The 12659-nt window shown below is 51.0% G+C and carries 7 protein-coding genes; 3 read left to right on the top strand and 4 right to left on the bottom strand.

The window, feature by feature from the left end:
• The first annotated feature begins 15 nt into the window (after positions 1–15).
• Entirely contained in the window at positions 16–951 is a 936-nt protein-coding gene (locus ACYVUV_RS06145; protein WP_439775863.1) for a manganese-dependent inorganic pyrophosphatase, read from the top strand.
• Between the two features lie 213 nt (positions 952–1164).
• On the opposite strand, the gene fni is transcribed toward ACYVUV_RS06145, so the two are convergent.
• The 4 genes from fni to mvk form a co-directional block, all read right to left on the bottom strand.
• Positions 1165–2190 (bottom strand): type 2 isopentenyl-diphosphate Delta-isomerase, encoded by a 1026-nt coding sequence (gene fni / locus ACYVUV_RS06140; protein ID WP_484499187.1) that lies wholly within the window; start codon positions 2188–2190, stop codon positions 1165–1167.
• 10 nt (positions 2191–2200) lie between these two features.
• Positions 2201–3283 carry a phosphomevalonate kinase gene (locus ACYVUV_RS06135; RefSeq protein WP_439775861.1) on the bottom strand — a complete coding sequence of 361 codons (1083 nt, stop codon included), beginning with the start codon at positions 3281–3283 and terminating at the stop codon, positions 2201–2203.
• Between the two features lie 76 nt (positions 3284–3359).
• Positions 3360–4319: a diphosphomevalonate decarboxylase gene (mvaD, locus tag ACYVUV_RS06130; protein ID WP_439775860.1), complete on the bottom strand. Its 960-nt coding sequence runs from the start codon at positions 4317–4319 to the stop codon at positions 3360–3362.
• 55 nt (positions 4320–4374) lie between these two features.
• The gene (gene mvk, locus ACYVUV_RS06125) at positions 4375–5286 is read right to left on the bottom strand and encodes a mevalonate kinase (RefSeq protein ID WP_484499186.1); all 912 of its coding nucleotides are present in this window, start codon (positions 5284–5286) and stop codon (positions 4375–4377) included.
• Between the two features lie 133 nt (positions 5287–5419).
• Here mvk and ACYVUV_RS06120 point away from each other — a divergent pair, with 133 nt between their 5' ends.
• Together ACYVUV_RS06120 and addA are read left to right on the top strand one after the other, a co-directional pair.
• On the top strand, positions 5420–8959 hold the full coding sequence (locus ACYVUV_RS06120) for a PD-(D/E)XK nuclease family protein (RefSeq protein ID WP_439775858.1): 3540 nt from the start codon (positions 5420–5422) through the stop codon (positions 8957–8959).
• Between the two features lie 12 nt (positions 8960–8971).
• Positions 8972–12655 carry a helicase-exonuclease AddAB subunit AddA gene (gene addA / locus ACYVUV_RS06115; RefSeq protein WP_439775857.1) on the top strand — a complete coding sequence of 1228 codons (3684 nt, stop codon included), beginning with the start codon at positions 8972–8974 and terminating at the stop codon, positions 12653–12655.
• Positions 12656–12659 lie beyond the last annotated feature (4 nt).

Raw genomic sequence — 12659 nt, 5'->3', positions numbered from 1 at the left:
AGGGAAAATTCCAAGATGGAAAAAGAACTGATTTTTGGTCACAGAAACCCAGATACTGACGCGATCGGCACGGCGATTGCCTACTCATACTTCCAGAACCAACATGGCTACAACACTGAAGCTGTTGCTTTGGGTGAAGCCAACGACGAAACTTCTTTTGCCTTGAAGAAGTTCGGCTTTGAAGCACCACGCGTGGTCAAGACTGTCGCAAACGAAGTCAAGGCCATCATGCTGGTTGACCACAACGAACCACAACAAAGCGTTGAAGACCGGGATCAAGTCAAGGTTACCCACGTAATTGACCACCACCGGATCAGCAACTTCGCGACGATCGACCCCTTGTTCTACCGGGCTGAACCAGTTGGCTGCACTTCCACTGTTTTGTGGGAAATGTTCAAGGAACAAAATATGGAAATTCCAGCCAACATTGCTGGTATCATGCTGAGTGCCATTATTTCCGACACCTTGCTCTTGAAGTCACCAACCACTACTGACATCGACAAGCACGCAGTTGAAGACCTGGCTAAGATTGCCGGCGTTGACTACAAGGAATACGGCCTGGAATTGCTTAAGGCTGGTACCAACATTGCTGCCAAGTCAGTTGAAGAACTGATCGACTTGGACGCCAAGAGCTTCGAACTGGGCTCAAAGACTGCCCGGATCGCCCAAGTCAACGTTGTTGATGTCCCAGAAGCCTTGGAACGCAAGGATGCCTTCCTGGCAGCCATGGAAAAGGATGCCAAGGAAAATGGCTACGACCTGTTCATGCTGGTAATTACCAACGTTTTGGACTCAGACTCAGAAGTTCTCTTCATCGGGGACGACGAAAGCAAGTCAGTCTTTGCCAAGGCCTTCGGCAAGGAACTGGTTGACTCAGAAGCCCACCTGCCAGGCGTCGTTTCCCGGAAGAAGCAAATCGTTCCGCCATTGACCCGGGCATTTGAAGCTTAATTAGTAAAGTAGCAATAAGCGAAAATAGAAACTAAAAGAATCCAGTGTAAACTGGATTCTTTTTTTGCTACATTTTTAACATCCTACTTGTTACTACAATATATCTCTTTTAATAAAAGCGCGGCTCTGCCGCGCCAATAAAAATACTGTTAACAAATAAATCCTGAGGGAGAATTTGTCAACAGTTATTTCTTTAGTTCTTTCTTTGTTGCTTTATTTGCCAGAATACTGCTTAAGCTGGTCAAACTGATTTTTCAGTTCCAAGTCCAAGTAATACGGTTGCTTGACTGGCAAGCTGTCTTGCCCATATAAGGCAAAAAGGTAGGCGAGTTCTTCCTTCCAGCGGCCGATTTCTTCATCCAGTCCGTCAGCTCCCTCATTTAAAAGGGTGTGGAGGAAGTGGTTGGCTACGCCCACAAATCTGCCGCCCAGGGCCAGGCCCTTGAAGACGTCCAGCGGGTTTCTGACTCCGCCAGAGACGATCAGCTGCTTGGTCAAAGGCGCCGCCAAAAGGGCAGCCAGGGCCGTTGGCAGGCCGCAGTCGTTCAAATACGCCATGGGGTGGGGATTGCGGTAATTTTCAATTTGGGCAAAATTGGTGCCGCCAGCTCCTCCAATATCAAACCAAGTAAAGCCAGCTGACTGCAATTTTTGCAGGCTGACTGGATCCAGGCCACTGCCGACTTCTTTGACGATGACGGGCACACCAGCTGCTTCTTTAATCTCCAGCATCCGGTCCAGCCAGACAAAGTCGCGGTCACCTTCAGGCATGGGAATCTCCTGGGCCACGTTAAGGTGGATCTGCAGGGCATCTGCTTGCAGATCCTTGACGATCTTGGCGGCCGCTTTAGCTGGGGTCAAGGGATTGACGTTGGCAAATAATAGGCCGTCTGGATTGGCTTCTTTAGCCACATAGAAGGATTCCAGCTGGTCTTCTTCCTTGGTCAAGATGCTGGCCGAACCTAAGGCCAGGGCAATTTGCTGCTTATTGGCAATTTCACCCAGCTGCCGGTTGATCTGCCTGGATTTTTCCGACCCGCCAGTCATCGCGTTGATGAAGAAGGGGGCAGACAGTTCTTTGCCAAACCAGGTCGTCTTAATCGCGTTCAGCTTTACCTTGCTTTCTGGCAGGGCCGGGCGGAGCAGGTGAACCTGGTCAAAGGAATTCGTTTTTTGGGCATTAAAAAACATCTGTGTCAAAGCCAGATGTTCTTCTTTTCTTATAGATCTTTGTGACATCGCAATGCTCTTAGTAAGTTAATTCAGATTGGTGAATGTGAAATTCCAGGGGCAGGATGTTGTTCTTGACCCAGTCCTTGCGGAGGCGGTCAATATCGGTGTCCTTGTTGACGATGACGATGCCGCAGTCGCCGTTGCCCGCGCCGCTGGTCTTGGCTGCGCCGCCATACTTGTTGGCGATTTCGATCAGCTCGGTCAAGCGGGGAATTTCGATGGCAATATTGTTGATAGCGGCAAAATGCTGCAGCAAGCGGCGGTTGATGCCAATCTGCTTTTGAATCAAAGCAATGTTTGCTTCTTCAAAGCCGCGGATCATCTTCAAAACGCACTTGCGCGAGTCTGCCAAAAACTTGGCATATTCAGTCCGCAGATTGTTCTTGTTGGCGTTGGTCTTGTCAACCAGGCGGGAGGTTGAAGCCGGCTGCTGGCTCCAGCCAATCAAGAGCTCCATGCCCTTTGGCGGAACCAATTGCTGGATCTTCAGACCTGGCCAGGCTTCACCGACCACTGTTGACAGGGACTTGCTTGCCAGTTCTTCTTTCAGCCAAAGCTTGTTGAAGGTCTGGTAGGCAATCCAGCCCCCGTAAACGCTGGCCGCGATGTCGCCGGCACTGCCGTTGCCCTGGACTGAGTAGTGGGAAATGGTGGAGAGTTTGTAAATCAAATCCTTACTTGCCTGGACACCGTAAAAGCGCAGGATTGCCTTAACTGTCGCGACCGTTACCGCGGCTGAAGAACCCAGGCCATACTTCTTGCCATCTGCTGAATCCAGGTCAGAGTTGACGTACAAGTCGTAAACGCCCATCTTGACCTTTTGTTCCAAGCAGTATCTTTCGGTAAAAGAAATTGCTGACAGAATGTATTCAAAAGGATTGTCCCGGTTGTCGATCACCATCTTTGACCCCCGTCTGACCCAGTGAATTGAATCTTGGGAGTATTGCTTGGAGTGAATCAAACCAGTATCGCTGCTGCTTGGCTTGATTGAGACCCTGACGTACTGGTCAAGGGCGACCAGAATGGCTGGACAATCTTGTTCCAAAACAGCGTATTCCCCGGCAATGTAAAGCTTGCCTGGTGCTTTTTCAGTAATCAAAAAAACTCTTCCTCTTATTCTTTTAATTTTTTCTTTTATTTTATGCCTTTAGACATTATAGCCAATTAAATAAGCTTTAGTCCAACAGAGTGACTCCTGGACCAAAACCTGCCTCAATAATCTTAACACGATCAAAGGAGGACTCAAAGTGATTAATAATATCTTTAGAATTTTTTCCCTGGCAGAGGACCTTGACATTCGGGCCGGCATCAATGGTGTAGTAGCATTCCAGCCCTTGCTGGCGCAGGTCCTGAACCAGCTTGATAGCCTTGATGGTATTAGGCTCAAAATAGGTGAAGCCAGGGACAGCAGTGAAAGTCAAAGCATGCATCTCACTGGCATTTAATTCAGCCAGAGAACCCAATTTGCTAAAGTCAGCCTGCTTGATTGCTTCTTCCATCTCGGCGATTTCATTGTCGTTTCTGTCCAGCCAAAGTTGATAGAAAGGTGAGCTCTTGCTCATTTCCATTCCCTTGGTTGAAGAAATTTTCTTCTCCTGGTCGTTGATTTCAACGGCTAAAAGACGGAGGTCCATGTCAGGCGCTTCATCCAGCGGGTAAGCATAAGAAGTTTCATCGCTGTCGCCTTTTTGCCAGACGGAAAAGCCGCCAAAAACGGATCTTGAAGCCGAGCCAGACCCCATCCGGGCCATTCTGGACAGTTCCCGTCTGTCAACGCCTAACTGGTAATGGTCGGCAAAAGCCGCCGCCATGGCCGCGAAAGCTGAGCTGGAAGAGGCCAGGCCAGCCGCGGTTGGTACCTGGTTGACTGATTCAACCGCCAAATTTCCCTTGACCCCAAAGCGGTCTTGCATAGCCCGGAGGTAGGCGAAAACGCGGTCAGCAGCTGGGCCCGAAACGGCTTGGCCGTTCAATTTAAAGGACATTTGCTCGCTGTCTGAGATTTTGGTGTCGCTGTAGAAAGCATCCAGGGTCATGGACAGACTGGACATGAGCGGCAGGCGCAATTTGGCGTCCTTCTTGCCCCAGTACTTGATCAAGGCGATATTGGTATGGGCGCGGGCAGTTTTACTCATCTTTTTTCATTCCTTTACTGTGCAATTCTGTTTTTCAATAACTTTTTGCCAAAAATCAAATTTCTTCAATCCAGTAGTCACTGATTTCAGCCTGGCAGGCTTGGGCAAGCTTTTCGCAAGCACCGGCATCCTTGCAAAGAGCGATGACGATCCCGCCCAGACCCCCGCCGGACAATTTGCAGCCTAAGGCCCCGCCTTTTTGGGCGATCTGGCAGATCCGGTCGATCTTGGCCGTCGACAAATTAAAGGAGGCTAAAAGCTCCTGGGCCTGATTAAAATATTTACCAACGCTTTCTGGGTCTTGAAGAAGCCAGGCAGCTTTGACTTCGTCAGCCAGTTGCCCCAACTGCCGCATTCTTGCTTGCGCGTCCGGGGACTCATTTAAAAGCTTGGCGACCATGGTGACGGCTTCTCTGGTATTGCCCAAATCGCCCGTGTCCATGATCAAGAGGCTGGCGCCTAATTTCGAGGAGAGCTTTTTAACGCCCTGTTGCTTATTAAAAAAGACCAGGTAATCGGAATTAACCGTGGCCGCGTCCAAGCCAGAGGCCTTGCCATGGTTGATCGTTTCTGCCTGGTTGGTGATGTCCATAACTTCGCTTTCACTCAGCTCAAGGCCCAGGTATTGGCTCAAGGCGACGGTAGTGCCATAGGCAACCGTGGCTGAGGAGCCAAGCCCGCGCTCCATGGGAATTTCCCCGGTATAGGTAAGTTTGATCTGGGGACTTTTCCCGCTTCTGGCAAAAAGTTCCTTGACGACATACTTAAGGCCGTTATAGTCGTCCGGCGCGTCAAAAAAAGGACCCTGATAGAGCTTGGTATCCATCCAGACCGGACCGGCATAATCACTGACAGTCGTCTTGATGTGGAGAGCCTGAATCGGCATGGCCAGGGCGTCATAGCCGTAAACAACGGAATGCTCGCCGATCAAAATTACTTTTCCATGAGCAGTACAAGAAGTCTGCAAAAAGAATCACCTCAATAAACAATTTCGCTAGTTCGCTTAACGTTTGCTTAGAATCAATGGCAATCAGTTCCCAAAAAGGAAAGAGATTGATAAAATTTAGATTGATCGATCAGTCAACAAAGGAGTGGAAGCAATGATCAAAATTTTAACCGGCAGACAGTCCGATCCCCTGCAAACTGAAATCATCGGCCGGGCTGCCCGAAATTATCTGGCTCAGCCTGGCAAAGATACTTTTATTATTGTTCCAAACCATATCAAGTTTAACACAGAAGTTGCCGCAATAGGCAAAGTCGCCCAACTTCAAGGGCGGAAAGAGACCAGCGTTAAGCACCTGCACGTCCTGTCCTTCTCCCGCCTGGCCTGGTTTTTCTTTAAAAAAGCTGACCTGCTCATGCCAGAAAGCCTGGATGACGCGGCCGCGACCATGATTTTGGAGCAGATCATCAACAAGCGCAGGGATGAACTCTTGCTTTTTAAAAACACCCACGCCAATTCTGGCATGATCAAGCAAGTCTACAGCACGATCCTGCAGGTTCATACCGGCCAGCTGGACCTGGCCAGCCTTCTAGAGCGGGCAGCTGACCCGGCAGTATCCTTGGACCTGGACAATGAAACCAGAGATAAGCTGCATGACCTGGACTTGATCTACCAGGATTTTTTGCAAGTTGTCAGCGACAAGCACTTTGCCACCAAGGATGAACTGAATATCCAGCTGAACCAGCTTCTGGCCAGCCAGCCAGACCTGGTCAGCCAGGCCAGCTTCTATGTGACTGATTTCTCCCATTTTTCCATTCAAGAAAAAATGACCATGCAGCTGCTGGCGGCTTTTGCCAGCGACATGACTTTTGCCTTCAAGACCGCTGACGGCAGCCTGCTCGAACCCGTGGCAGGCGAATACGACTACGTGGTCCAGAAGACCATCCGGGACTTGACTGGCTATTTCTCTGCTCATGATTTTGCTTGGGAAAGTGAAAAAATCACCAGCCAAAGCAGCCCGGCAGAAAGTTTAAACAGGGCCTGGCAGGGGGAAAGCGTGCCGGACTTAAACAACCTCCAGCTGGTCAAGGCGGATTCCCGCTACGCCGAAGCCTATTTCGTGGCCCGGACCATCTATGACGAGGTGGCCTTAAAAGGCTGCCAGTACCGGGACTTTTTGGTCCTGGCTCCGAACCTGCAAGAGTATGAAACTTACCTGGCCCCGATCTTGCGGCAAAACCAGATTCCCTTCTTTGATGACTTGCAGCAGCAAATGAAGTACCACCCTTTGGTGATTTTGCTGGAAAATTTAGGCAAGCTTCTCCAGCAGCCAGGCGATACGCCAGCTCTTTTGAGCCTCATGAAGACCCGCCTCTTGATCCCGGCTTGGTATTTAGCAGGGGATGAAGAAGCTGGGGAAGCCGCGTATTTACGCGATGTCGACCAGCTGGAAAATTTTGCCTTAGCCCACGGGATCAAGTACAGCCTTTGGCAAAAGCCCCTCAAGGACTTCACCAAGGCCCAGGTGATTGCCCTGGACCAAGAGCAATATCAAAAGCGCCTGGAGCGTTTGGATAAGCTGCGGGACTTTTTTGTCAGCAAGATCTCCCGCCTTTCCAGCCAGCTGAAAAATGAAAAAGACAGCATGACCGCCGTTAAGCTCTTCTTTGACTTCTTGGTCAAAAACGGGGTCAGTGCCCGCCTGGAAGCTTGGCGCTTAAAAGCCAGCGAGAGCGGGGACTTGCAGCAGGCCCAGCAGCCGGAACAGTGCTGGAATCTGCTTTTGTCCCTGCTCAAAGACTACCTTTTGGTCAACCCGGAAAACTTTGCCTGGGCTGACTTCTTCAAGATGCTGACGGCGGCCTTTTCCCAGGCCAATTTCGCGACGATTCCAGCCAGCCTGGACGCTGTCACTTTGTCAGAATACGGGATGGTGCAGACCAGTGGCTACAAGCAGGTCTTCATCATCGGGGCAGCCAATGGCAGCCTGCCGCAAATCAGTGACCAGCCCAACTTTTTGACCACGGAAAACCTGGCCAGTTTGGCTGACTTTTTTGCTGAAGACGCCTACCTAGAAGATGCCCAGCAGCTCCGCAACTTGGACCAGGAATACCAATTTGGCAATGCTTTAGCCCTGGCCTCTGACCGGGTCTACATTTCCTATCCGGTAATCAATTCCAATAACGACTTGCTGGATCCTTCTATTTATTACAAGCGTCTGTTGAAGATGGTTAACGGCCGGGAATACCGGCAAAGGGACCTGCCAGACAACAGCGAAAAAGACCGGACCGAATTTGCCCGTCAGCTTTTGCTCTTTTTGACCAGTCCCAAGGCCAGCTTGGGCTATTTGGCCTATGCAGAGGAAAATTCCGCCCAAAGTCCGCTGGTGACCAAATTAGTCAAACTCAGCCGGCAGTATGAAGAAGAAAAGGCAGAAGAAATCGCGGAAGGGATGGCTTACGACAACAATCCGCAAGACATCTCAGAGGACCTGGCTGAGCGCCTGTACGGCAAAGACCTTTTGTCATCGGTCTCCCAGCTGGAAAGCTACTACCAGAATTCCTTTGAATACTTCCTTAACTATGGCCTGCGCCTGCGGCCCCGGGCAGAAAACGAGCTGAACGCCATCCAGTCCGGCAACTACTTCCACCGGACTTTTGAGCTTTTGCTCAAGGAAATGCAAAAGAAAAATATCGAAATTGACAAGCTCAGCGAGCTGGACCTGGAGCTTTTGCTCAAGCAGGTCAGAAGCGAGATCCTGCAAGAACCCCTTTACCAGCAGTTCTTGCGCGATCCCTTTAATGAATATCTCTTCAAGGCCTTTGACAAGACGACCAGCAAGGTGGCCCAGAACTACCGGAGAAAGCAGCAGGAGAACAAAATGCGGGCTACATACGGGGAACTGGCCTTTGGCCCGGCGGAAAAATTGGCCGGCCTGGTCCTGCCCTTGAAGAAGTTTGCCGGCCAGCGGAAGATCAGCCTCCGGGGCAAGATTGACCGGGTCGACCTCTTTAACGGGGACCAGCACGTTTTAGGGCAACTGATTGACTACAAGTCTTCTGACCACAGCTTCAACCTGGCCCGTTTTGCCGGCGGGGTGGATTTGCAGATGATTGCCTACCTGGATGTCTTGGAAAAGAACCGGGACCTCCTGGCTGGCGGGCGGCAGTTTGACCTTCTTGGTGCCTTTTATCAGTATGTCACCCGGAAGCTGAATTCCGTCAACTCTTCATCAAATGGGGCCTTGTTTGACAGCAAGCTGCAGCTGAAAGAGAACCTTTTGGGCGGGGAAGACAAGCTGAAACTGTCCGGGGTCTTTGTCAGCGAGCCAGCCTGGTACCAGGAAGTCGACCAAGTCCTGGAGAAAAAGTCAGCCAGTCCGGTTTACCGGGGCCTTAAGCTGAATAAGAGCGGCACTTTTGGCAAAAAAGACAACTTCTTCAGCCAGGACGAAATGAGGGAGCTGCTGGAGTATGTCGAAGCCTTGATTGAAGACGCGGCCAGCGAAATCTTGAGCGGGCAGATCGCCTTGAATCCCTTCCGGCAGGGGACCAGCACTGGTCTGACATATAGTGACTACAAGGACATCTTCTACTTTGACCAGCAGCTGCCGACCAACTCTTACCGGGACCTGCCAAGCCTGAAAAAGGCTGAGCTGCTGGCCTTGATTGAAAAAAGGCTGGGGCAGGGTATATAGAAAGGAAAAAGTATGGCTGTAAAATACACACCAGACCAGGCCAGCGCTATCGAAAGCCGGGGCCAGGATCTTTTGGTCTCGGCTTCTGCCGGCTCAGGCAAAACCAGCGTTTTGGTTGAAAGGGTCATCCGGGAAATTATGGAAGACCACTTGGAAGTTGACCAGCTCTTGGTCATCACCTTTACCCGGGCCGCGGCCAGTGAAATGAAGCAGCGGATCAAGCAGCGACTGCAAGAGCGCCTGCAAGTGGAAACAGACAGCAGCCAGGCCGACTTTTTGCGCCGGCAGCTGGCCCAGATTGATACCGCGATCATTTCCACGATTGACTCCTTCTGTTTGGATGTCATCCGCCGCTTCTACTTCGTGATTGATATCGACCCGGACTTCAGCATTTTAACTGACGCGACCCAGATTGAGCTGTTAAAGGAAAGAGCTCTTCGGGATGTCGAAAACGGCTACCTACAAAATGAAGACCAGAAGAAAAAAGACCGCTTCAGGGCCTTTTACGATGCGTTTGCCGGCGACAGCAACGCGGACGCGGCCAGAGAGCTTTTGCTTGATTTGTATCAGTATGCCATGGCCCGGCCCAACTACCGGGACTGGCTGCAAAAATTGCCTGCCTCTTACCAGCTGGAGACCAGCGACGTCGTCGACAGCCCCTTGTGGCAGGAGAAGATCAAGCCTTACCTGGAAGAAGAATTTTCCAACCTGGCTGACAAGCTGACGGCTTTGATGGCCGAAGCAGACTTTGACCATGAAAAGTTTGTCAAATACCAGCCACCTTTTAGGGCTTTCGCCGCCAGCTTATCCAGCTACCGGGAAAGCCTGGCTACAGATGATCCCTTTGACCGGCAAAGAGACCTGCTGGCCAGCTGCCGGTTTGACGGGACCTTGCGGACTAACAAGGACATCGCCGACTTTGTCGAGGAGGCAAAGGAGGTTAAAGAAGCTGGCAAGCAGCTGGTCTTCAATGTCTACACCAGTTTTTACGCAAATAGCAATGCTGACCAGCAGGCCCTTTTGGCCAAGGGGGCTGAAATCGTGAAGACAGCAGCTGAAGTCGAGCTGGCCTTTATCGATCGCTTCAATGAGTTAAAGCGGAATGACCGGGTTCTGGACTTCAGCGACATGGAGCAATTAGCCTATGAAATCCTGACCCAGGACAGTTCAAATTCCGACTTGGCCCGGGCTTACTACCAAAACCGCTTCAAGGAAATCATGGTCGATGAATACCAGGACACCAACGCCTTGCAGGACGGTTTGATCCAGCGGCTGAAAAAAGACGGGAAGAACAACCTCTTTATGGTTGGGGACGTCAAGCAGTCAATTTACGGCTTCCGCCAGGCGGAGCCCAGTCTCTTTATTGCCAAGTATGACGAATATGGCCAGGAAAATTCGGCAGGCAAGAAGCGGATTATTTTTGCCGAAAACTTCCGCTCCAGCCAGCCGGTCACCCAGGCCGTCAACTTGATCTTTGACAGCCTCTTGACCAAGGACTTTGGCGGGATTGACTACAAAAACGAAGGGCAGCTGAAATTCGCGGCCGGTTATGATCCAAACGCTGCCTTGCCAACAGAAACAGAAGTCCTCTACCAAGAAGATTCTTCTGCTTCAGAAGATGACGGGGAATTGGACCAGGGCGATTTGGCCATGGTGATCAGCCGGATCCAAAAGTTGCTTAACGACCAGACGCCAATTTTTGACCCAAAGACCGGACAGACCCGGCCGATCAGCTATGGAGACATTGCCATTTTGACCCGGTCCAAGACCAGCAACCTGGACATCAAGCAGGAATTTGACCGTTACGGGATCCCGCTTTTTGTCATGGATGTCCAGAACTACTTTCAGACCTTTGAATTGACGGTCATCATGTCCTACTTGAAGATCATCGACAATCCGGACCAGGACATTCCCCTGGTGGCGGTTTTGCGGTCTCCGATCTTCAACTTCTCTAGTTCTGATTTGGCGGAAATCCGCCTGGTCAACAAGAGCATCAGCTTCTACGCGGCTTTAAGAACATATGCTAAAAAAGATACTGATCTGGCTGCCCGCTGCCGGGACTTTTTGGACCAATTGCAAGATTTGCGGGACTTTGCCTTGAGCCACCGGATTTCAGAACTGCTCTGGACCATTTATGAGCGGACCAGCTTTTTGGAAATCGTGACCGCCATGACCAACGGCCAGCAGCGCCGGCTCAATTTGACCGCCCTGTATGAAAGAGCTAGCGCCTACGAAAGCTCGGGCTTCAAAGACCTCTACCAGTTCATCAACTTTATCGCCAGAATGCGGAAGAACCAGAAGGACCTGGCCCAACCGATCTTGAGCGAAAATGCTGACAATTCAGTCAAGCTGATGACCATTCACGCCTCAAAGGGGCTGGAATTCCCGGTCGTCTTTGTCCTGGGCTTGGAGCACCGCTACAACTATCAGCAAGACATCACCGGCAACTACGTTTTAGATGCCAGCGGGCTGGGTTTGTCCTTTGCCTACCCATTTGATGAAGCGGAATACCGAGCAGATACTTTGGTCAATGCCTGGCTGAAGATCGCCAAAAAGCAGAAGCTGCTGGAAGAAGAAGCCCGCCTGCTTTACGTGGCCTTGACCCGGGCCAAGCAGAAGCTGATCCTGGCGGCAAATATCAAGCTTCCGGCCAAAACTGACCTGGCAGGCCTGGAAGAGAAGTGGGCCAAGGAAATTTCAGCTGGCCGCCTGCCCCTTTTGGACAAGATGAAGGTGGCCAAGCCCCTGGACTTTTTAGCCCCGGCCTTAGCCCACGCCAAGCAAGTGAAGCGGCTGGGAGAAAAAGCCGTCAGTGACTTGGCAGTTGGCCAGGAAGACAGTCTGGTCTTTGTTCACTTTGACCCAAAGAAAGACCAGGCCCAGCTGCCGGCAAATGAAGCGGCAGCTGCCGGCGGGGAAGACTTGACTGAAGAGGAAGAAGCCGTCTTTGAGCAGGCGGAAAAACTCTATGCCTTCAGCCAAGGCGGCTATCCCTACTTGGATGCCAGCCGGACGACGGCCTACCAGGCGGTGTCTGAAATCAAGAAGGCTTTTGGCGACCCGATCGAAGACGAACTGGCCGACTCCCATATTTCAGAACTGCAGTCAGCCAACCGCTATTTGCAGCCGATCGATACTGAGCCAGACTTCCTCTTCCAAAACACGGTCAGCTCAGCTGAACTGGGGACGGCCAGCCACTTGGTCTTGCAGTACTATGACTATGCCAAAGGCGACAGGGATGCAATTGACAGCTGCATTGCCGGCCTGGTTGAAAAGGGCCGGCTGAGCCCAACTTTGGCCAGCAAGTTGGATCGGGAAGCCTTGTCTTGGTTCGTCAAGAGCGACTTTGCCAAGGACTTTTACCAGCACCCCGACCGCCTTTACCGGGAAGAAAATTTTGCCACCATCTTGTCACCGAAGACTTTATTTAAGGATTTCAGCGATTTTCCAGGAGAAATTTTGGTTCATGGGACAATCGATGGCTATTATGAAGCAGAGAATGGTATCATTTTATTTGACTACAAGACTGACCACGTTAACCCGCGTAAGCAGGATGAAGCAATCCAGAAGCTGAAAGAGAAGTACCAGGGCCAGCTGCGCCTCTATGAAAGAGCCTTGAACGAATCAGGCCAGCTGCCTGTTTTGAAAAAGTACCTGGTGCTTTTGAGCTGCCGGGAAATTGTTGAAGTTGATTAGAAGT

The sequence above is a fragment of the Lactobacillus sp. WILCCON 0149 genome (assembly GCF_057197965.1).
This window is presented reverse-complemented; position numbering and strand designations above follow the sequence as displayed.